This is a genomic window from Streptomyces sp. NBC_00045, from assembly GCF_045041095.1.
Classification (GTDB): domain Bacteria; phylum Actinomycetota; class Actinomycetes; order Streptomycetales; family Streptomycetaceae; genus Streptomyces.
The window spans coordinates 5,866,793-5,887,379 of sequence record NZ_CP108271.1 but is presented as its reverse complement, the minus strand read 5'-3'; the positions used below and the strand labels follow the sequence as shown (position 1 = coordinate 5,887,379).

Here is a 20,587-nt window from a genome sequence, read left to right as displayed (position 1 = left end):
ACATGACCGGCAACGACGTACGCCTGTGGCGGAGGGTCCATATGGACCTGCTCCGCTACGCGGGCTGCGTGTGTCGCCCTTCCTGCTGATTCGCCCTCTCCTCCCGCGCGCTCCGCGCGCGCTTTCGCGAACCCCCAGGACGGTCACGCCCCCATGTCTGCGCCCCTTGCACCCAGTGCATCCACTGCGCCCCTCGCACCTCCGCACGCCCCCGTCCGCGCCGCCCGCGCCCCCTCGGTGACGGCCGCGGAACTCCTCGACTTCGCCCTGCGCACCGCCGCCGACCCGGCGGTCATCGACGCCCTCCCCCTCGACCCTGAGGGCCGGACCTGGATCCGCCTCGACGGGCCGGGCGGCAGCGAGGCCTGGGTGATCGGCTGGCCGCCGGGCACCGGCACCGGCTGGCACGACCACGCCGAGTCGCAGGGCGCGTTCGTCACCGCCCGCGGCCGGCTCAGGGAGCACTCCCTGGCGGTCCGGCTGCCCTCGGAGGGCTGGCGGAGCCTGGAACTCGCCCCCGACCTGGACCGCAGCCGCAGCCTGGGCCCGGGCACGGGCCGGGCTTTCGGCGAGCACCACGTCCACGAGGTGCTCAACGAGTCGCCGGCGGAGCACGCCGTGTCGGTGCACGCGTACTACCCGCCGCTGCCCCTGATCCGCCGCTACAGCCGCACCGGCCGGGTGCTCACGCTGGAGCAGGTCGAGCGTCCGGCGGACTGGCAGTGAGCGCGCCCGTCGGCATCGACGCCCTGCTGGAACGGGTCCGGTCGGGGTACGCCCGCATCGACCCGGCGCAGGCACACGCCGCGTTCCGGGCGGGCGACGCGCTCCTGGTGGACATCCGGTACCAGGCGCTGCGCGACCGCGACGGCCTGATCCCGGGCGCGCTGGTGGTGGAGCGCAACGAACTGGAGTGGCGCCTGGACCCCCAGGGCTCGCACCGCGCCCCCGAGGCCACCTCGCACGACCTGCGGGTCGTGGTGATCTGCAACGAGGGGTACGCCTCTTCCCTCGCGGCGGCCTCCCTCCACGCGCTGGGCCTGCACCGCGCCACGGACCTGACGGGTGGCTTCCAGGCCTGGAAAGCCGCCGGCCTCCCGGTCACCCGCCCCGCACACGAGCCCGTGGCGGGGTCCAGCCCGTCCGGCGTTTGAGGACCAGGCCCGGGGTCTTCCAGCCCGTCCGGCGTTTGAGGACCGGGTCCGGGCGGAGCCCGGGGGAACGGGCGAAGGGCGGGTAGGGGACCAGCCCGCAGGCCACGCACGCCACCGGGTCCGGGGCCCCGCCGCTTCGGCGGCGAGGCCCCGGGTCACCGGCGGGCCGGGCGGCTACCGCGAGGTGGCCACCTCCACCGGCGGCACCCGCAGCGCGACCCGCCCCGGCAGGGCAGTGGCCGCGAGGGCCAGCAGCCCCGCCACGCCGAGCACTGACACGTACACCACCGGCAGCACCGCCGGCGCGGCCGCTCCCGTCATGCCCACGCTGAACGCGGTCAGTACGGCCAGCGAGATCCCCGACCCCAGCACCGCGCCGATCAGCAGCACCGCCAGCGCCTCCGTCCGCAGCATCCGCAGCACCTGGCGCCGCTTCGCCCCGGCCAGCCGCAGCATCGCGAACTCCCGCAGCCGCTCCGACGTGGACATCGCCAGCGTGTTGACGACCGCGATCGCGGTGAAGGCCAGCACCAGCCCCATCGCCAGCAGGTTGATCTCGGCGCCCGCCTGTTGCTGCTCCGCCCGTGCCGCGTCCGCGTCCCGCGCCGACAGCACCCCGACGCCCGGGAACCCCCGCAGCGCCGCGGTCAGCTGCTCGCGCCCGGTCCCCGGCTCGGCCGCCACCAGCACGCTGCTCGCCAGCGGGGCGTCCACGTGCGCCGCGACCAGGTCGTGCGGGAGCGTCACGTCCCCGAAGCCCAGCCCCCGCGCGTAGACGGCCGAGACGGTCAGGGTGACCGGGGTCCCGTCGCCCAGCGCCAGCTCCAGCGGGCTCCCCGGCTTCAGCCCCAGTTGATCGGCGGCCACTTCGCTCACCGCCACGCTCTTCTCGCCGAAGCCGTCCAGGGTGCCGCTCGTCACACCGGGGTCCCAGGTGCGGGTCAGTCCGGCCGGGGTGACCCCCTGCGCGCCGTACTTCGTCAGCCCCACCCGTACGGACGTGTGCACGATCTCGGTGGCCGCCGTGACCCCGGGGGTGCGCCGGATGCTTTCGGCGGCCCCGCCGGTGACGCCCGGTCCCTGCGCGGCCAGTACCCAGCCGGCCCGGATCCCGTCTCGGGCCTGTGCCCGGCCGGCGTTGCCCAGCGTCGGCGTGATGAACAGGACGGTGCAGGTCATGCCGATCAGCAGGGCGAGCGGGGTGACCGCGGAGGCCATCCGGGTGGCGTTGCCGCGTAGGTTCGCGGTGGCCAGGTGCCCTCCCGGGCCGGTCAGCCGCAGCGGGCCGGCGAGCAGCGCGGTCGCGCCCCGGACCAGCAGCGGGCCGAGCAGCGACACCGCCCCGGCGAGGACCACGACCGCGAGGAAGGTCACCGGGGTCGAGGCGGGCTCGGTGCGCAGCGCGCTCAGTACGGCGACCAGTACGGCACCGCCGGCCAGCAGCAGCACCCCGATCGCGATCCGGATCCATGCGGGCCGGCCCCGCTCGACGGCGGCTTCGGCGAGCGCCTCGGCCGGGCGGATCCGGGCGATCCGCCGCCCGGTGATGCGGGCGGCGGCCCAGGCTCCGAGCAGGCTCGCGCCGACGGCGGCGAACATCGGGAAGATCCCAGCGGTGCGCTCCAGGTTGGCGGGGACGACCCCGCTCAGGACGAACCGGCCGTGCAGCCAAGCGGCGAGCGGGAGTCCGGCGAGCGACCCGGCGACACCGCCGGCCAGGCCCACGAGCAGGGCCTCGCGGCCGATCATGCTGCGCAGTTGCTTCGGGGTGGCGGCGATGGCGCGCAGCAGGGCGAGCTCGCGGTAGCGCTGTTGGACGGAGAGGGCGAAGGTGCCGACGACGACGAGGATCGCGACGAGCAGAGAGGTGCCGCCCATGGCTCCGCCCATGGAGACCAGCTTGATGCGTGCGCCGGCCGCGTCGAGGAATTCCACGGGCCCGCGGTCGTCGCCCGTGGCGACCTGTGCGCCGGTGCCCTGGAGTGCCTTCCCGATCCGTTCGGCCAACTCGCCGGGGTCGGTCCCGGGCGCGGGGAGGATCCCGATGGCGGTGACCCGTCCGTCGCGGGCGGCCAGCCGCTGTGCCTCGGCGTCGCCGAAGAACAGGCTGTTCTGCCGTTCGAGGTCGCCGCGGGCGGTCTGCGCGATCCCGCTCACGGTGTACGTCTTGGGCTCGCCGGTGGCCTGCACGGTGAGCGTCGCACCGGTCTTCAGCCCTGCTCGGGCGGCCAGTTCGCGGTCGACGACGACTTCGCCGCCGCCCTGCGGGGCACGCCCCTCGGCGAGCGTGAAGGGCGTGAGCACGGCGGAGGTCCAGGCGTGCCCGTACGAGGGCTTCGTGGCGCCGGCGGCCTTGACGAGGGGGACGGCCTGGAAGCTGAGCTCGGGCACGGCCCGCTCGACGCCCGGCACGGACCGGACCGCTTCCACGGTGGCGGCGGGCAGCCAGGCCCTCTCGGCGACGGGCTTGGCCTTGTGCTTCGTCTTGACCTTCTGCGGGTCGCCCTTCTTCACCTTGACCGTCGTCTGGTGCACGTTCTGGTCGGCTGAGACGACGACCGGTGCGGCCGCGTAGCGCTCGGTGGCGATCTTTCCGCGGAGTCCGGTTTCCAGGAGCGTGCCGCAGGCGGTGATGAGGGCGGCAGCGCACAGGAGCGCGACGAAGGCGCCGAGGAAACCGGCTTTGCGGTCCCGGACGGTCTGGAGGGCGTAACGCAGCATCATGCGGTCAACTCTGTCGCCGGGGCCGCCCGTTGGCAGTGAAGCACCCTGGCGTCTCGACCCGGGGGCTACCCCCACCCCCGGGCCCTGCGGTGCGGTTCAGAACCGGGGGTACCCCGGGTCTTCGTCCGCGTCCGTGCCGTCGTCGCCCTCTTGTTCCAGCGCGCGCCGGACCACCCGCAGGGCCATGCCTTCCGGGTATCCCTTGCGGGCGAGCATCCCGGCGAGGCGCCGGATCCGCTTGTCCCGCTCCAGGCCCCGCGTGGTGCGGAGCTTGCGCTCCACGAGCTCGCGGGCGGTCTGCTCCTCCTGGTCGGAGTCCAGCTGTTCCAGGGCCTCCTGGACGAGGGTGGCGTGCACCCCTTTGGTGCGCAGCTCCTGCGCGAGGGCCCGGCGGGCGAGGCCCCGGCCGCGGTGCCGGGACTCGACCCAGGCCCCGGCGAAGGCGGCGTCATCGATCAGGCCGACCTCCTCGAACCGGGAGAGGACCTCCTGCGACACCTCCTCGGGGATGCCCCGCTTGTCCAGGGCGTCCGCGAGTTGCCGCCGGGTGCGCGGCATCCCGGTGAGCAGGCGCAGGCAGATCGCCCGCGCTTGCTCCTCGGGACTCTGGGGCGGCAGTTCCTGGCGGCTTTCGCGGCCGCCTTCGCGACGGCCCTCCCGGCCGCCGTTCCCGCCGCCCCTTTCCTGCTCCCGCACGGTCAGCTCTTGGCGACGGCGGCCTTGGCCGTCGTCTTGGCCTTCGACGCGGGGGCGGGCACGGCCGCGGCGTCGGCCGGCGCAGCAGCGGTGGCTGCCTCGTCGGCGGCGGCGTCCTTGCGCACGCCCACGCCCAGCTTCTCCTTGATCTTCCGCTCGATCTCGTTGGCGAGGTCGGGGTTGTCCTTCAGGAAGTTGCGGGCGTTCTCCTTGCCCTGGCCGAGCTGGTCGCCCTCGTACGTGTACCAGGCGCCGGCCTTGCGGATGAAGCCGTGCTCCACGCCCATGTCGATCAGGCCGCCCTCGCGGCTGATGCCCTGGCCGTAGAGGATGTCGAACTCGGCCTGCTTGAACGGCGGCGCAACCTTGTTCTTGACGACCTTGACGCGGGTGCGGTTGCCGACCGCGTCCGTGCCGTCCTTCAGGGTCTCGATGCGGCGGATGTCGAGACGTACGGAGGCGTAGAACTTCAGCGCGCGGCCACCGGTGGTGGTCTCGGGCGAGCCGAACATCACACCGATCTTCTCGCGGAGCTGGTTGATGAAGATCGCGGTGGTCTTGGACTGGTTGAGCGCACCGGTGATCTTCCGGAGCGCCTGGCTCATCAGTCGGGCCTGGAGACCCACGTGCGAGTCGCCCATCTCGCCCTCGATCTCCGCGCGCGGCACGAGCGCGGCCACGGAGTCGATGACGATGAGGTCGAGGGCGCCGGAGCGGACCAACATGTCCACGATCTCCAGCGCCTGCTCGCCGGTGTCCGGCTGCGACAGGATGAGGTTGTCGGTGTCGACGCCGAGGGCCTTCGCGTACTCAGGGTCGAGCGCGTGCTCGGCGTCCACGAAGGCGACGGTGCCGCCGGCCTTCTGCGCGTTGGCCACGGCGTGCAGGGTCAGGGTCGTCTTACCGGAGGACTCCGGGCCGTACACCTCGATCACACGGCCGCGGGGCAGCCCGCCGACGCCGAGGGCGATGTCCAGCGCGGTCGACCCGGTGGGGATGACCTCGATGGGGTCGTTCGGCTTGTCGCCGAGGCGCATGACCGCACCCTTGCCGAATTGCCGTTCAATCTGTGCGAGAGCGGCGTCGAGAGCCTTCTCGCGGTCGGTGCCTGCCATGGGTTCCACCCGGTTTGCTTGAGTCGATCGCTTCACGCCATTGACGCTAACGCCTGCCACTGACAATGCGCTCCCACGCCCGGTTCGGCTGTGGATAACTCATCAGAATGGATGTTCGATTTCCCTGTCAAGCGCGCCGCGTGCCGCCCACCCGGAGGGCGGCCGGACCCGCCGGGCGGCGACACTTCCCCTCAGGGTGACAACCCATGGTTGACACTTCTTGGACTGTCAACCTAGGGTTGCACTCATGACGAACCCTTCGGTGGAACCCGTTCGCATGACCAATCCGGTACGCCTCGACGACCTCATCGAGGCCATCAAGAAGGTCCACACCGACACCCTGGAGCAGCTCAGCGACGCCGTCGTCGCCGCGGAGCACCTCGGGGACGTCGCGGACCACCTCATCGGCCACTTCGTCGACCAGGCCCGCCGCTCCGGCGCCTCCTGGACCGACATCGGCCGCAGCATGGGCGTCACCCGTCAGGCCGCCCAGAAGCGCTTCGTCCCCAAGGGCGACAAGGGCGACGCCGGTGACCTCGACCCCAGCCAGGGCTTCGCCCGGTTCACCCCCCGGGCCCGCAACGTCGTCGTGACCAGCCAGAGCGCGGCCCGCGCCGCCGGCGGCACCGAGATCCGCACCGAACACCTGGTCCTCGGCCTGCTGGCCCAGACCGAAGGGCTCGCCGCGATGGCCCTGCGCGCCCAGAACGTCTCCGTCGACGCCGTGCGGGCCGCCGCGACCGCCGCCCTGCCCGAGGGCGGGACCGACATCCCGGACCTCATCCCCTTCGACGCGGGTGCCAAGAAGGCCCTGGAGCTCACCTTCCGCGAGGCGCTGCGCCTGGGCCACAACTACGTCGGCACCGAGCACATCCTGCTCGCGCTCCTCGAACTGGAGAACGGCGAAGGCGTGCTCAGCGGTCTCGGCGTGGACAAGGCCGCCGTCGAGGCGACCGTCACCGAAGCCCTGGCAGCCGTACTCGCCGGGATGGACGGGAAGTCGTAGCGGACTGCGCGCCGTCCGCCCCCTCCATCAGCGCGTACCGCTTCACGTACGCGCCGAGGAAGGCCTGCAGCGTGGCGACGGCCGGGATCGCGATGAGCGCCCCGACCGCGCCCAGCAGGGCGGTGCCGGCGATGACCGAGCCGAAGGCCACTGCGGGGTGGATGTCCACGGTCCGCGCGGTCAACTTCGGCTGGAGGAGGTAGTTCTCGAACTGCTGGTAGACCACCACGAACCCGAGGACGTACAGCGCGTACCAGGGGTCGACGGTGAAGGCGATCAGCATCGGCAGCGCGCCCGCCAGGTAGGTGCCGATGGTGGGGATGAACTGGGAGACCAGTCCCACCCACACCGCGAGGGCGGGCGCGTACCGCACGTCGAGGACCGCGAAGACGACGTAGTGCGCGATGCCGGACACCAGGGCCATCAGGCTGCGCGAGTAGAGGTAGCCGCCGGTCTTGGCGACCGCGATCTCCCAGGCGCGCAGCACCTCCGACTGCTTCGCCGGCGGCAGTACGGAGCACAGCGCGCGCCGCAACCTCGGCCCGTCGGCGGCGAAGTAGAAGGAGAAGAGCCCGACCGTCAGCAGTCTGAAGAGTCCGCCGAGCACGGTGGCGGACACGTCGAGCACGCCGGTCGCACTGTTCTGCACGTACTTCTGGAGCCAGTCGGAGTGCAGCAGGCTGTCCTGGATCGCGAGCCGGGACAGCTCGGTGTGGAAGGTGGTGTTGATCGAGTCGATCACGCGGTCGAGATAGCTCGGGAAGCCCTCCACCATGCCGACGATCTGCCCGGCGAGCATCGAGCCGAGCAGGACGACGAAGCCGGCGGCCCCGACGAACACCCCGAGGAACACCAGGAAGGTGGCGAGCCCGCGGCGCATGCCGCGGGCCGACATCCGGGCCACGGCGGGTTCGATCGCGAGGGCGAGGAAGAACGCGATCAGGATGTTGACGAGCAGTCCGGTCAGCTGGTGGAAGGCCCAGCTGCCGAGCTGGAAGCAGGCGATGAGGGCCAGGGCGAGGACGATCGCGCGCGGCAGCCAGCGCGGCATCCGAGCCCCGGCCGCCGCCCTTGCCCCGGCGCCGCCGGGAGGCTCAGCGGGACCGGTCCGATCGGCCGGACCGGCCGGGTCCGTCGCATCGGCCGGGCCGCCCGGACCCCGCGTGTCGGCGGTGTCGGTCGTCGTCGTCACGGTCGTCTCATCGGTGGCTGCCACACGGCCAGTCTGTCCCACCCGCCGCGCGGACGGGGAAACGGCCGCCGGCCTCAGCGCAGCGAGGCCGGCACGTCCATCGCCGAACACACCGCGCGCCACACGTCCTTGGCCTCCCAGCCCGCGTCCAGCGCCTGGTGGACGGTGCGTCCGCCGAGCTCCGTCATGACGTGGTCGCGCGCGAAGGATTCCGCGTACGCCGCGCCGAAGTGCTCGGCCATCCGCTCCCAGAAAATCGTCAACCGCATGCCCCCAGTATCCCGCCCCGGGAGAGTGCACCGGCGCTGTTCGCCCTCCGTCCCCGCGCCGCCGCGTCCTACGGTGTCACGCATGTCTGGAGACGAAGATTGCGCGCCGGCCCCACCGACTGCACCGACTCCACTGACCCCTCCGTCCCCGCTGGCCCGCGCCGAGCGGTTCATGTGGCTCACGGCCCGGGTGCTGGAGCAGCGGCGCTTCGCGTTCCACTTCCTCGGCGGGGACCCCGACGCAGTGGACACCGCCCTCGGCTCCTACCTCAACGCCGACGGCGGCTACGGCCACGCCCTCGATCCGGATCTGCGCGGCCCGCTCAGCCAGCCGCTGCACACGGCGCACGCCCTGCGGGTCCTGGACAGCCTGGGCCGCTGCGCCGGGCAGCGGATCGAGCGGCTCTGCCGTCACCTGACCCGCGTTTCCACCGCGGACGGCGCGCTCCCGGTGGTCCTCCCGGCGCCGCGCGCCTACCCGGCGGCCCCGTACCACCCGGTGCTCGACGACCCGCCGGGCGAGCTGCTCACCACGGGCCCGGTGGTCGGCGTGCTGCACCGCAACCGGATCTGGCACGCGTGGCTGTTCCGGGCCACGGACTTCTGCTGGGAGCGGGTCGAGACCCTGCGCCACGCGAACCCGTACGAGGTCCAGAGCGCGGTGGCGTTCCTCGACGGCGCCCCCGACCGGGCGCGGGCGGTGGCGGCCGCGGACCGGCTGGGGCGGCTCGTGCGCGAGCAGCGGCTCGTCGTGCTCGACCCGCGCCGCCTCCGGGAGTACCCGCCGTATCCGGGGTGCGCCCCGGGCGAGCTGCTCTTCCCACACGATGTGGCCCGGCGGCCGGAATCTCTGGCGCGCGGCTGGTTCACCGACGAGGAGCTGAGGCGTTCGCTGGACTTCCTGGCCGCCGGGCAGCAGCCGGACGGCGGCTGGCCGGTGCGGCGCCTCGCATGGGCGCCGGGCAGCTCGCTGGAGCGGCGTCCGATCGCCACCCTGGAGGCGCTGCTGACGCTGCGCGCGTACGGGCGCCCGCTGGCCGGCGATCCCCCGGCGGAGGCTACCCGCCCAGGGCCCTGACGCCTGCGGTGACGACCACGGCGGCCCCGACGACCAGCAGGAACGGGGCCCGCAGCAGCAGCGCGAGTCCGGCGGCGGCCAGCCCCGCAGCGCGGGCGTCGAGCACGAGGGCCTGCCCGGTGCCGAAGGTCTGCTGGGCGGTGAGCGCGGCCAGCAGCGCGACCGGCAGCAGCGCGGCGAGCCTGCGCACCGTCGGCCGCTCCAGTGCCCCGGCGGGCACGAGCAGCCCGGCGAGCTTGACGGCGTAGCAGCCGGCGACGGTGAGCGCGATGGCGATCCAGACGTTCACGAGCGGCGTCCCTTCAGCCAGAGGATCGCGGGGGCGGCGAGGGCGGCGACGAGCACCGGCAGCCCGGCGGGCAGTACGGGGAGCAGGCCCAGCCCGAGGACGACGGCGAGCGCGGCGACGGCCCGCTCGGTGGCGGTCTTCAGCATCGGCGCGAGCAGGGCCAGGAACACGGCCGGTCCGGCGGCGTCCAGCCCCCATGCGTCGGTGTCGCCCAGGGCTTCGGCGCCGAGGGCGCCGAGCAGGGTGGTCAGGTTCCACAGGACGTACAGGCTCAGCCCGGTCACGGTGAAGCCGAGCCGTGCCGACTTGCGGTCGGGCTGGGCCAGTGCCACGGCGGTGGTCTCGTCGATCACCCAGTGGGCGGCGAGCGGCCGTACGGGCCGGGGCAGGGCCAGCAGCTGGGACAGCCGCAGCCCGTAGAAGGCGTTGCGCGTGCCGAGGAAGAAGGCGCCGGCGGCGGCGGTGAACGGGTTCCCGCCGGCGGCCAGGGCCCCGACCAGCGCGAACTGCGAGGCGCCGGTGAACACCAGCAGGCTCAGGACGCAGGCCTGGAGCACGCTGATCCCGGCCCCGGCGGCGGTCACCCCGAACGCGAACCCGGACAGCCCGACGGCCACCCCGACCCCGAGCGCATCGCGTATGACGGCGCCGCGCGGCCGCTCCGCCGCCCCGCCGGGGGTCTCCTGCCTCACCATCTGACGTTCTCGCACGCCGTGACCGTACGCAGGGCGGGGCGGCCGGGTCTTGTACGTTCTTGCACGCGGGAGGAGGTGCGAGGTGAGGGGCTCAGTCCCGGCGTCGCACCGGCCCGCCGAGCAGGTCGGTCAGCTCCGCCCCCACCGCGCCCAGCAGCCCGGCGCCGAACACGGTCAGGGTGTGCTCCCAGGGGTGGCCGAAGGTGCCGAAGCGCAGGTCGGGGTCCACGTAGAGGTGGAAGTCGCCGTCCGGGTACGCCCGGCCCGGCCACTGCGGCTGCCCGGGGCCGCCGACCCGCTGCGGGTCGGCGGAGTAGCAGGGGTGCTGCCAGTCCAGCCACCACACCTGCTCACCGGCCGGGGTGACGGCGGCCAGCCCGCGCCGGACGATCCGGTCCAGCGCGGCGACCAGCTCCTCCTCGGGGTCGCCGAGCGGCCAGGTGGCGGACGGGCCGGGCGCGGCGAAGCCGGGCATGTCCACGACCCTGGTCCGGAAGCCGAAGCCGGTGCGCAGCCGGTCCCACACCGCGTCCTCCTCCGCCCCCGCGAGTTCCCGGACGGGCCGGGTCCGGGCGGGGGCCACGGCCAGGTCGAGCCGGAAGGTGCGGACGGTGGTGAGCTCGACGAATCCCGCCGCGAGGAGAGCCGTGCGCAGCTCCCCGACCGCCTCGGCGGCGCAGTACCCCGCCGGGCCGGGCGGTGTCCAGTGGCGGACGAAGGCGGCGGCCGCGGCGGGCTCGGTCACCCCGCCGACCAGCATGAATTCGGTGCCGCGGGCGACCTCCGTCCAGCCGGCGGCCACCACGCGCCCCTGCTCGAACAGCAGGGAGAGGTCTCCGGGGTCGCAGCGCCAACCGCGGTCGGCCTCGAACTCGGCGAGCGGCTTGGCGTGCGGCCCGCTCGCGGCGGCCAAGGCCCGCCAGGAGGAGTCCGCCTGCGGGCCGCCGGCCGTCCCGATCGAACGGACGTCGGCGGCACCGGCCCCGGCGTCCCGGTTCGGCGCGAGCCGCGCGAGATCCGCCACGAGCAGTGAACGGGGGGCGTCCGCGGTGAACCCGGCGGCGGCCAGCTCCTGCGCCAGATCCGGCGGGTCCTGCCCGTACGCGTTCCACCGGACGGGTTCGCCGCGTGCCGCGAAGGCCTCCTGCTGCCGCCGCACCAGCCCGGCCAGCTCGGCGCGCGGGACGTCCGTGAGCGGCTGGTGCCCGACCGTGCCGTGGGTGCCGTAGTGGGTCCGTACGAGGGGCCCGTCCCGCTCGATCACGGCGCCCGTCGGCGGCCACTCGGGCACCCGCCCCCGTACCTGCGCCGCGTACGCGGCCCACAACCTGGCCTGCTCCGACCGGTCCACGGCGGGGAGCCTAACGCCCCGCCCGCTCGCGGCGGTACGCACCCGGGGGGACCCCCACGATGCGGGTGAAGTGCCGGTTCAGGTGCGGCTGGTCGGTGAAGCCGACGGCGAGGGCCGCCTCGGCCGGCGCGGTCCCCGCGTCGAGCAGCCGGCGGGCCCGCCGGACCCGGGCGTCGGTCAGCCAGGTGTGCGGCGGCATCCCGTACCGGTCCCGGAAGGCCCGCAGCAGGGCGAACGGGCTGGTCCCCAGTTCCGCGGCCAGCTGTTCCAGCGAGGGCGGCTCGGCCATCCGCTCCTGGAGCACGGCCCGGGCCGCCGCGGCGTCGACTGCACCGGCGCTGCGGACCGTACGGGCGGGCAGCGGCCCGGCGTACCGGGTCAGCATCCGGGCCACGGCGGCGCGCAGCAGCGTGTCGGCGGCCAGTGCGTTGCCCTCCTCGGCGGCCCGGTGCACCTCGGTGATGGTGTGCGAGGTCTGCGGGTCGGTGACCGAGTCGGCCGTGAAGCCGGGGGTGCCTCGCAGGTTGCCGATGTCCGCGGCCACCTCGGCGATCAGTTCCCGCGAGGGGTAGAGGGTGGCGTACACCCAGCCCTCGGGAGCACCGGCGCGCGCGGTGTGCGGCACCTCGGGGTTGATCAGGACCACGCTGCCGGGTCCGGCGCGGACGGTGCCGCCGGGGAGGCCGACTTCCTCGATGCCGCCGGTGACGGCGGCGATGACGTACCCGTCGTGGGCGTGCCGCGGGAAGGTGTGGCGCACGTAGTGGGCGCGCAGCAGGTCCAGGCCGGGCAGTTCCGGGTACCGCCAGTGCCTCGCCCACTCCGTCTCGTCCGCCATGCCCCCATTCTGCGCCCCGCCCCGTCCTGGTGTTTGCCCAGGTCCGGGCCGTTGTCGGTGCCCGGGTGCAGGATGGGGGCATGGCCGGCTCTGCGCTCGAATCGTTCTCCCCCGCGACCCGCTCCTGGTTCACGGGGGCCTTCGCGCGGCCGACGTCCGCGCAAGAGGGGGCCTGGCGGGCCATCCGGGAGGGCTCCGACGTGCTCGTCGTGGCGCCGACGGGTTCCGGCAAGACCCTGGCCGCGTTCCTCGCCGCCCTCGACCAGCTGGCGTCGGTCCCGCCGCCCGCCGAACCGAAGAAGCGCTGCCGGGTGCTGTACGTGTCCCCGCTGAAGGCCCTCGCGGTCGACGTGGAGCGCAACCTGCGCAGTCCGTTGACCGGCATCCGCCAGGAGTCGGTCCGGCTGGGCCTGCCCGAGCCGGAGGTGCGGGTGGGGATCCGCTCCGGGGACACCCCGCCCGCGGAGCGGCGGGCGCTGGCCACCCGGCCGCCGGACATCCTGATCACCACGCCCGAGTCGCTGTTCCTGATGCTGACGTCGGCGACGCGCGAGGCACTCGCCGGGATCGAGACGGTGATCCTGGACGAGGTGCACGCGGTGGCGGGGACCAAGCGCGGCGCGCACCTGGCCCTGTCGCTGGAGCGGCTGGACGAGCTTCTGCCCCGCCCGGCGCGCCGGATCGGCCTGTCGGCGACGGTCCGGCCGGTGGACGAGGTGGCCCGCTACCTCGCGCCGCGCGGCAAGGTGGAGATCGTCCAGCCGCCTTCGTCGAAGGAGTTCGACCTGTCGGTGGTCGTCCCGGTGCAGGACATGGGCGAGTTGGGCGGCTCGCCGGCGACGGAGGGCAAGGACGGCGGGGACAAGCCGTCGATCTGGCCGCACGTGGAGGAGCGGATCGCGGATCTGGTCCAGGCGCACCGTTCGACGATCGTGTTCGCCAACTCCCGCCGCCTCGCCGAGCGGCTGTGCAACCGGCTGAACGAGATCGCGTACGAGCGCGCCGTGGGCGAGGAGCTGCCCGAGGGCTCGCCCCCGGCGGAGGTCATGGCCCAGTCGGGGGCGGCCCGGGGCGCCCCGGCGCTGCTGGCGCGGGCGCACCACGGCTCGGTCTCCAAGGAGCAGCGGGCGCTGGTGGAGGAGGACCTGAAGGCGGGCCGGCTGCCCGCCGTGGTCGCGACCTCCAGTCTGGAACTGGGCATCGACATGGGCGCCGTGGACCTGGTGGTGCAGGTGGAGTCGCCGCCGTCGGTGGCCTCGGGGCTCCAGCGCGTGGGCCGGGCCGGGCACCAAGTGGGCGCGGTCTCGACGGGCGTCGTGTTCCCCAAGTACCGCGGGGACCTGGTCCAGGCGGCCGTGGTCACCGAGCGGATGCGCACCGGGTCGATCGAGTCGCTGCGCATCCCGTCGAATCCGCTGGACGTGCTCGCGCAGCAGCTGGTGGCGATGACCGCGATGGACACCTGGCAGCTGGACGAGCTGCTGGCGCTGGTGCGGCGGGCGGCGCCGTTCGCGGCGTTGCCGGAGTCGGCGTTCACCGCGGTCCTGGACATGCTGGCGGGCCGCTACCCGTCCGACGCGTTCGCGGAGCTCAGACCGCGGGTGGTGTGGGACCGGGTGGCGGGGACGGTCACCGGCCGGCCGGGGGCGCAGCGGCTCGCGGTCACCTCCGGCGGCACCATCCCCGACCGCGGGCTGTTCGGGGTGTTCCTCGCGGGCGCGGACCCGAAGAAGGGCGGGGGCCGGGTCGGCGAGCTCGACGAGGAGATGGTCTACGAGTCCCGTGTGGGGGACGTGTTCACGCTGGGCACCACCTCCTGGCGGATCGAGGACATCACCCGCGACCGGGTGCTGGTCTCCCCCGCGCCCGGGGTTCCCGGCCGGCTGCCGTTCTGGAAGGGCGACCAGCTGGGCCGCCCCCTCGAACTGGGCCGTGCGGTCGGCGCGTTCCTGCGCGAGCTCGGCGGCCTGACCGAGGAGGACGCCCGGCTGCGCCTGGTGGCGGCCGGCCTCGACGCCTGGGCCGCGGAGAACGTGCTGGCGTACCTCGCGGAGCAGCGCGAAGCCTGCGGCCACGTCCCGGACGACCGGACCATCGTGGTCGAGCGGTTCCGTGACGAGCTCGGCGACTGGCGGGTCGTGGTCCACTCCCCGTTCGGCGCCCAGGTGCACGCCCCCTGGGCGCTGGCCCTCGGCGCCCGCCTCGCCGAGCGGTACGGGATGGACGCGCAGGTCATGCATGCGGACGACGGGATCGTGCTCCGCCTCCCGGATGCGGACCTGCTGTCCATGGACCTGCTCGACCACGATCCGGCGAACCCGCACGCCTTCGAGTTCGACGACGAGCAGGCCCCGCTGGGCGCCGCCGACGTAGCCTTCGAGCACGGGGAGATCAACCAGATCGTCACCGACCAGGTGGGCGGCTCCGCACTGTTCGCCTCCCGGTTCCGCGAGTGCGCGGCGCGCGCCCTGCTGCTGCCGCGCCGCAGTCCCGGCAAGCGCACTCCGTTGTGGCAGCAGCGCCAGCGGGCCTCCCAGCTGCTCCAGGTGGCTTCGGAGTTCGGTTCGTTCCCGATCGTGCTGGAAGCCGTACGGGAATGCCTCCAGGACGTGTTCGACGTGCCGGGTCTGACGGAGCTGATGGGGGACATCGAGGCGCGCCGGGTCCGCCTGGTCGAGGTCACCACCGCGGAACCGTCGCCCTTCGCCCGGTCGCTGCTCTTCGGGTACGTCGCCCAGTTCCTGTACGAGGGGGACTCGCCGCTCGCCGAGCGCAGGGCGGCCGCGCTCTCGTTGGACTCCCGCCTGTTGGCGGAGCTGCTCGGCCAGGCGGAGCTGCGCGAACTGCTCGATGCGCAAGTGCTGGAGGAACTGGAGCGGGAGCTCCAGTGGCTGACGGAGGACCGGCGGGCCAAGGACGCCGAGTCCGTCGCCGACCTGTTGCGTCTGCTCGGCCCGCTGACCGGCGCCGAACTGGCCGAGCGGGGCGCCGACCCGGCCTGGCCGAAGGCCCTGGCCGAGGCCCGCCGGGCCATCGCGGTCCGGATCGGCGGAGCGGACCACTGGGCGGCGATCGAGGATGCGGGCCGGCTGCGCGACGCGCTGGGTACGGCGCTCCCGGTCGGCGTCCCGGAGGCGTTCACCGAGCCGGTCAAGGACCCCCTCGGCGACCTCATGGCCCGGTACGCCCGTACCCACGGGCCGTTCACCACGGCCGCCGTCGCCGCCCGCTTCGGCCTGGGCACGGCGGTGACCGAGGGCGCCCTGCACCGGCTCGCGGCGGCGGGGCGGGTGGTGCAGGGCGAGTTCCATCCGGCCGGCATCGGCCAGGAGTGGTGCGACGCGGCCGTGCTGCGCAGGCTGCGCCGCCGCTCCCTGGCCGCGTTGCGCCAGGAGCTGGAGCCGGTCCCGCCGACCTCCCTGGCCACGTTCCTGCCGCAGTGGCAGCACCTGGGCGGCGCCCTGCGCGGCATCGACGGTCTGGCCCGGGCCGTCGAGCAGCTCCAGGGTGCCCCGGTGCCCGCCTCGGCGCTGGAGCGGCTGATCCTCCCCTCGCGGGTGGCGGGCTACTCGCCGACCCTGCTGGACGAGCTGACCACCACGGGGGAGGTGGTCTGGGCGGGCGCCGGGGCCCTCCCGGGCAAGGACGGCTGGGTCTCGCTGTACCTGGCGGACGCGGCTCCGCTACTGCTGCCGCCGCCGCACCCGCTGGAGCTGACGCCCCTTCACCAGGCGGTCCTCGACACCCTGTCGGGCGGGTACGGGCTGTTCTTCCGTCAGCTCGCGGAGTCGGTGCGCGCCAAGTGGTCCGAGGCCACCGACCTCGAACTGTCCGATGTCGTCTGGGACCTGGCCTGGTCGGGCCGGCTGACCAACGACACGCTGTCCCCGCTGCGCTCGCTGCTCGGCTCGGGCCGGACCGCGGGCGCCACCGCCCACCGGGCCCGGCGCACCGTCCCGCGCGGCCGGTACGGGACGCTCGGCGCGCCGGTGTCCCGCCCGGGCCCGCCCACGGTTTCGGGCCGCTGGTCGTTGTTGCCCGCACAGGCGGCCGACCCCACCCACCGGGCCCACGCATTGGCCCGGACCCTGCTGGACCGGCACGGCGTGGTCACGCGGGGCGCGGTCGCCGCCGAGGGCGTGGAGGGCGGCTTCAGTGCGGTCTACCGCGTCCTGTCGGCCTTCGAGGACAGCGGGCAGGCCCGCCGCGGCTATGTGGTGGAGGGCCTGGGCGCGGCCCAGTTCGCGATGGACGGGGCGGTGGACCGGCTGCGGTCGGCCGAGCGGACCCCGCCCCCGCTGGCGGCGGTGGTCCTGGCGGCCGCCGACCCGGCGAACGCGTACGGGGCGGCCCTTCCCTGGCCCGAGCCCCCGGCCGGGGCCACCCACAAGCCCGGCCGCAAGGCGGGCTCGCTGGTGGTCCTGGTCGACGGTGAGCTCACCCTGTACCTGGAGCGGGGCGGCAAGACGCTGCTGGTCTGGCCCCCGGCGCAGGACCCGCGGCTCGCGGCGGCCACGGCGGCGCTCGTGGCGGCGTCCCGGGCCGGCACCCTCCCGGCGCTCACGGTGGAGCGCGTCAATGCGGCCCCGGCGCTGACCTCTGCGCTGGGCCGGGACCTGGAGACCGCCGGATTCCATGCCACTCCGCGAGGGCTGCGCCTACGAAACTGAATCCGGCATTCCGGTATCGACCATTGCACTTACGTCCCGCTTATGTATTGAGCATGTCACGAAGCCCGTCTCAGCTGGCCGAGCCGGCCCTTTCTCGACTATCAAGATCCACGGAGGCATCGAAAGTGAAGGTGCCACGTCAAGGTGAACAGCCATGGGGGAGAAGAAAAGTGAGCACCAACGGTATGCGACGAGCAGCAACGGGCGTCATCGGACTGGCGGTTGCCGGAACCCTGACGCTGACCGGCTGTAAGAACGGCAACGAGGAGGCCGGCCCCGCGCAGTCGAGCGCCCCGGCCGGCCAGCCCAGCACCCCGGAGGGCTACGGCTCCGCACAGCCCTCCGCCCCGGCCAGCCCCTCCACCGGCGGCAGCGACGCCTCCGGCGGCGCGGCGGGCGGCGCGGCGGGCGCCCAGGCGAAGCCCGGCCAGACCTTCAAGATCGGCGAGACGGCGACCGTACCGTTCAGCTACGGCAACACCAAGGGCGGCACCATCGCCCTCACCGTCACCGCCGTCGAGCAGGGGCAGCCGGCCGACCTCGCCTCGCTCAACCTGGGCGACAAGGTGAAGGGGATGATCCCCTACTACGTCCGCTACTCGGTCAAGAACGTCGGCACCGTCGACCTGTCGTTCGCCGCCGTGGGCCACATGAAGGGCCTGCTCCCGGACGGCTCCGAGGCCCAGGGCGTCTCCGTCCTCGGCAAGTTCGAGAAGTGCAAGGACGACGCGCTGCCGAAGGGCTTCACCAACGGCCAGACGCAGACCGGCTGCGCGATCGCCCTGGCGCCCTCGGCCCAGACCAAGGTCGTCGGCGCCGAGTACTGGGGTGACCCCTACAACTCGCTGAACAACGGCAAGGGCCTCTTCTGGAAGTAGTCGCCCGGCGGAAGCAGTAGCGGTCACCTCCGCACCTTCCCCGTCCCGGCCGAAGCCCCCGCCGCGCCACCGCGCGGCGGGGGCTTCGCCCGTCGCGGGGCGACAATGGCTCCATGCCCGAAGGAGACAGCGTCTGGCGCGCCGCGGCCCGGCTGCACGCCGCCCTGGCCGGCCACGAGCTGACGCGCAGCGACCTGCGCGTCCCGCGCTTTGCCACCGCCGACCTCACCGGCCGCACCACCCTGGACGTCACCCCGCGCGGCAAACACCTCCTCGCCCGTTTCGAAGGCGGCCTCACCCTCCACACCCACCTCGGCATGGACGGCACCTGGCGCATCTTCTCCGTGCACGGGAAATGGAACGGCGGCCCCGACCATGAGATCCGCGCCGTCCTCGGCACCGCCGGGCACACGGCCGTCGGCTACCGCCTCCCCGTCGTCGAACTGCTGCGCACCGCCGAGGAGAGCCGCGCCGTCGGTCACCTGGGCCCCGATCTCCTCGGCCCGGACTGGGACGCGGACCGGGCCGCCGCCAACCTCCTCGCCACCCCCGGGCGCCCCCTCGGCGAGGCCCTGCTCGACCAGCGCAACCTGGCCGGCATCGGCAACATCTACAAGAGCGAGCTCTGCTACCTGGCCCAGGTCACCCCCTGGACCCCGGTCGGCGACCTCCCCGACCCCGCCACCACCGCCGTCCGCCTGGCCGGAGCCGCCCACCGCCTCCTGCGCGCCAACACCGGCGACAGCGGGATCCGCAACACCACCGGCAGCCGCCACCGCGGCCAGGAGCTGTTCGTGTACGGGCGCGCCCGCCGCCCCTGCCTGCGCTGCGGCACCCCGGTCCGCCAGGCCCCGCAGGACGACCGCCCGACCTACTGGTGCCCCCGCTGCCAATCCGGCCCGACGCCCGGCTAATCCCCCACTGTTGACGGTCCGTCAGATCTGGTCGTACCGTCCCGGCATGCCCACATCCAGAACCCCGTACGACCTCACCGGCAAGGCCGCCCTGATCACCGGCGCAGCGAGTGGCATAGGCCGCGCCACCGCCGTCCTCCTCGCCGGGGCCGGCGCCGCCGTGCACTGCGCGGACCGCGACGAGCCGGGGCTCGCCGAGACCGCGGAGCTCGTCGCCAAGGCCGGCGGATCCGCCACCATCCACCCCCTCGACGTCACCGACCGCGCCGCCCTGCGCGCCGCCGTCGCAGCCGCCGGACCGCTCGACATCACCGCCGCCATCGCCGGGATCATGCACACCAGCAGCGTCCTGGAGACAGCCGACGAGGACCTCGACCGCGTTCTGGAGATCAACTTCAAGGGTGTCCTGCGCACCTGCCAGGAGGCCGCCCGCGCCATGATCGCGGCCGGCCGCCCCGGCTCGATCATCACCATGGCCTCGGGAGCCGTGGACGCCGCCCAGCCGGGTCTGCTCTGCTACAGCGCCGCCAAGGCCGCCGTCGTCCAGCTCACCAAGACCCTCGCCACCGAGGCCGGCCCCCACGGCATCCGCGTCAACGCCGTCGCCCCGGGCTGGATCCGCACCCCCATGACCGACCGGCACAGCCCCGAGGTCCAGGAACAGACCGAGGCCGCGATGGTCCGGATGTCTCCCCTGCGCCGGGTCGGCGAGCCCGAGGACATCGCGCAGGCCGTGCTCTACCTCGCCTCGGACGCCTCGTCCTTCATGACGGGCCAGATCCTCCGCCCGAACGGCGGAGTGTCGATGCCCTGGTAGCCACCCCGTCGGTGGCCACCCCGTCGACCACCCCGTTGGCAGTCACCCCGTCGGCCGCCACCCCACCGGCCGCCGTCCCCTCGGCCGCCGCCGCCCGCCGGGCCCTGCGTACGGGCCCGGGCGTGCAGTGCACCGGCAGCAGCCCCAAACCCCAGCCGCCCACGGCCACCGCGCCCTCGACCGGCCCCGCATCGCCGGGCGCGAGCGCCAGCCTCAGCACCGCCCACCACCACAGCACTCCGAGCGCCAGCACGAGGGTCACGACCGGGGGTATGTGTAGTAACCGCCGCACGGCTTCCTCCCGGGATCAGGGCCGCGATCCGGACGCGTCCCATCCTCCCGCAAGCCCTCGTGCCGCGCACCCAGAACGGTGCCCGGTACGACAGCCGGAACGGCACGGAGCCCCGGCCGGTGCATCACACACCGACCGGGGCTCCGGCCACGCTCATTTCTTCACAGCGCGCGCATCGAACTCACGCGGCTACGACATTCACCGCTTCCGCAGGCGCCTTGATGGTCACCCGCTCCGGGCCGCCCGCGACCGAAGTCACGGAGACCGAATTGAGCATCGGGCGGACCGGCACCGTCACCGGTTCGCTTGCCGCGGCCGACTGCGCCAGCTCAGCCAGCGACAGCTCGTCGCTGACTTCGCGCATCAGCTCGGACATCCGTACGTCCAACGCGTCGCAGATCGCGGAGAGCAGCTCGGAGGATGCCTCCTTCTGCCCCCGCTCCACCTCGGAAAGATAGCCGAGAGAAACTCGGGCGGACGAGGAGACTTCGCGCAGAGTACGGCCCTGGCGCTGGCGCTGCCGACGCAGCACGTCACCCAGCAGGCGACGGAGCAGAATCATCGGTGGCTCCCTCCTCTGACCGTGTAGCCGCATCCTTCACGCCCCAC

At 73.9% G+C, this 20,587-nt stretch carries 19 protein-coding genes and 1 pseudogene; 9 read left to right on the top strand and 11 right to left on the bottom strand.

All coding sequences use genetic code 11. The features are described from left to right. The first annotated feature begins 2 nt into the window (after positions 1–2). From OHA65_RS27690 to OHA65_RS27680, 3 genes are all read left to right on the top strand, one after another. Positions 3–89: a putative leader peptide gene (locus tag OHA65_RS27690; protein WP_311318651.1), complete on the top strand. Its 87-nt coding sequence runs from the start codon at positions 3–5 to the stop codon at positions 87–89. Positions 90–153: 64 nt separating this feature from the next. Further along, on the top strand, positions 154–726 hold the full coding sequence (locus OHA65_RS27685) for a cysteine dioxygenase (protein ID WP_327278884.1): 573 nt from the start codon (positions 154–156) through the stop codon (positions 724–726). Further along, positions 723–1,154, top strand: coding sequence for a rhodanese-like domain-containing protein (locus OHA65_RS27680; RefSeq protein ID WP_329314685.1), 432 nt, complete (start codon positions 723–725; stop codon positions 1,152–1,154). The genes OHA65_RS27685 and OHA65_RS27680 overlap by 4 nt, the downstream gene beginning before the upstream one ends. A gap of 174 nt (positions 1,155–1,328) precedes the next feature. On the opposite strand, the gene OHA65_RS27675 is transcribed toward OHA65_RS27680, so the two are convergent. From OHA65_RS27675 to recA, 3 genes and pseudogenes are all read right to left on the bottom strand, one after another. Continuing rightward, on the bottom strand, positions 1,329–3,878 hold the full coding sequence (locus OHA65_RS27675; protein ID WP_329314683.1) for an FtsX-like permease family protein: 2,550 nt from the start codon (positions 3,876–3,878) through the stop codon (positions 1,329–1,331). 96 nt (positions 3,879–3,974) lie between these two features. Next, positions 3,975–4,685, bottom strand: a pseudogene (gene recX / locus OHA65_RS27670) (recombination regulator RecX); the annotation flags it as partial. Further along, a complete protein-coding gene (gene recA, locus OHA65_RS27665; RefSeq protein WP_327278881.1) occupies positions 4,577–5,689 on the bottom strand; it encodes a recombinase RecA in 1,113 nt (370 codons plus the stop codon). The gene recA and the pseudogene recX, both read right to left, overlap by 109 nt. 247 nt (positions 5,690–5,936) lie before the next feature. Between recA and OHA65_RS27660 the strand changes: the two genes are divergently transcribed. Then, complete coding sequence (locus OHA65_RS27660; RefSeq protein WP_327278880.1) at positions 5,937–6,695, top strand: Clp protease N-terminal domain-containing protein; 759 nt, start codon at positions 5,937–5,939, stop codon at positions 6,693–6,695. Here OHA65_RS27660 and OHA65_RS27655 read toward each other — a convergent pair. Together OHA65_RS27655 and OHA65_RS27650 are read right to left on the bottom strand one after the other, a co-directional pair. After that, on the bottom strand, positions 6,646–7,746 hold the full coding sequence (locus OHA65_RS27655) for an AI-2E family transporter (protein ID WP_329316436.1): 1,101 nt from the start codon (positions 7,744–7,746) through the stop codon (positions 6,646–6,648). The two genes, OHA65_RS27660 and OHA65_RS27655, sit on opposite strands and share 50 nt — an antisense overlap. Before the next feature lie 215 nt (positions 7,747–7,961). Next, positions 7,962–8,156, bottom strand: a complete 195-nt coding sequence (locus OHA65_RS27650; protein WP_327278879.1) for a DUF3046 domain-containing protein — start codon at positions 8,154–8,156, stop codon at positions 7,962–7,964. Between the two features lie 82 nt (positions 8,157–8,238). Here OHA65_RS27650 and OHA65_RS27645 point away from each other — a divergent pair, with 82 nt between their 5' ends. After that, positions 8,239–9,234, top strand: coding sequence for a hypothetical protein (locus OHA65_RS27645; protein WP_371644999.1), 996 nt, complete (start codon positions 8,239–8,241; stop codon positions 9,232–9,234). Here OHA65_RS27645 and OHA65_RS27640 read toward each other — a convergent pair. The 4 genes from OHA65_RS27640 to OHA65_RS27625 all read right to left on the bottom strand — a co-directional run bounded on the left by OHA65_RS27640 (position 9,215) and on the right by OHA65_RS27625 (position 12,407). Beyond that, positions 9,215–9,523, bottom strand: coding sequence for an AzlD domain-containing protein (locus OHA65_RS27640; RefSeq protein ID WP_327278878.1), 309 nt, complete (start codon positions 9,521–9,523; stop codon positions 9,215–9,217). The genes OHA65_RS27645 and OHA65_RS27640 overlap by 20 nt on opposite strands. Further along, the gene (locus tag OHA65_RS27635; RefSeq protein ID WP_329316434.1) at positions 9,520–10,218 is read right to left on the bottom strand and encodes an AzlC family ABC transporter permease; all 699 of its coding nucleotides are present in this window, start codon (positions 10,216–10,218) and stop codon (positions 9,520–9,522) included. The genes OHA65_RS27640 and OHA65_RS27635 overlap by 4 nt, the downstream gene beginning before the upstream one ends. Positions 10,219–10,309: 91 nt before the next feature. Further along, the gene (locus OHA65_RS27630; protein ID WP_405762600.1) at positions 10,310–11,569 is read right to left on the bottom strand and encodes a DUF2716 domain-containing protein; all 1,260 of its coding nucleotides are present in this window, start codon (positions 11,567–11,569) and stop codon (positions 10,310–10,312) included. Positions 11,570–11,579: 10 nt separating this feature from the next. Continuing rightward, entirely contained in the window at positions 11,580–12,407 is an 828-nt protein-coding gene (locus OHA65_RS27625; protein ID WP_327278876.1) for an AraC family transcriptional regulator, read from the bottom strand. An 80-nt stretch (positions 12,408–12,487) separates the two neighbouring features. Between OHA65_RS27625 and OHA65_RS27620 the strand changes: the two genes are divergently transcribed. From OHA65_RS27620 to OHA65_RS27605, 4 genes are all read left to right on the top strand, one after another. Further along, positions 12,488–17,077: an ATP-dependent helicase gene (locus OHA65_RS27620; protein ID WP_405757026.1), complete on the top strand. Its 4,590-nt coding sequence runs from the start codon at positions 12,488–12,490 to the stop codon at positions 17,075–17,077. Positions 17,078–17,247: 170 nt separating this feature from the next. Then, positions 17,248–17,955, top strand: coding sequence for a hypothetical protein (locus tag OHA65_RS27615; protein ID WP_327278874.1), 708 nt, complete (start codon positions 17,248–17,250; stop codon positions 17,953–17,955). 113 nt (positions 17,956–18,068) lie between these two features. Further along, positions 18,069–18,869 (top strand): DNA-formamidopyrimidine glycosylase family protein, encoded by an 801-nt coding sequence (locus tag OHA65_RS27610; protein ID WP_327278873.1) that lies wholly within the window; start codon positions 18,069–18,071, stop codon positions 18,867–18,869. Positions 18,870–18,915: 46 nt separating this feature from the next. Next, positions 18,916–19,686, top strand: coding sequence for an SDR family NAD(P)-dependent oxidoreductase (locus tag OHA65_RS27605; protein WP_405762598.1), 771 nt, complete (start codon positions 18,916–18,918; stop codon positions 19,684–19,686). On the opposite strand, the gene OHA65_RS27600 is transcribed toward OHA65_RS27605, so the two are convergent. Together OHA65_RS27600 and OHA65_RS27595 are read right to left on the bottom strand one after the other, a co-directional pair. Beyond that, complete coding sequence (locus tag OHA65_RS27600; RefSeq protein ID WP_405762596.1) at positions 19,634–19,948, bottom strand: hypothetical protein; 315 nt, start codon at positions 19,946–19,948, stop codon at positions 19,634–19,636. The two genes, OHA65_RS27605 and OHA65_RS27600, sit on opposite strands and share 53 nt — an antisense overlap. A gap of 211 nt (positions 19,949–20,159) precedes the next feature. Then, positions 20,160–20,540 carry a helix-turn-helix domain-containing protein gene (locus tag OHA65_RS27595; protein WP_030301503.1) on the bottom strand — a complete coding sequence of 127 codons (381 nt, stop codon included), beginning with the start codon at positions 20,538–20,540 and terminating at the stop codon, positions 20,160–20,162. Between the last annotated feature and the right edge of the window lie 47 nt (positions 20,541–20,587).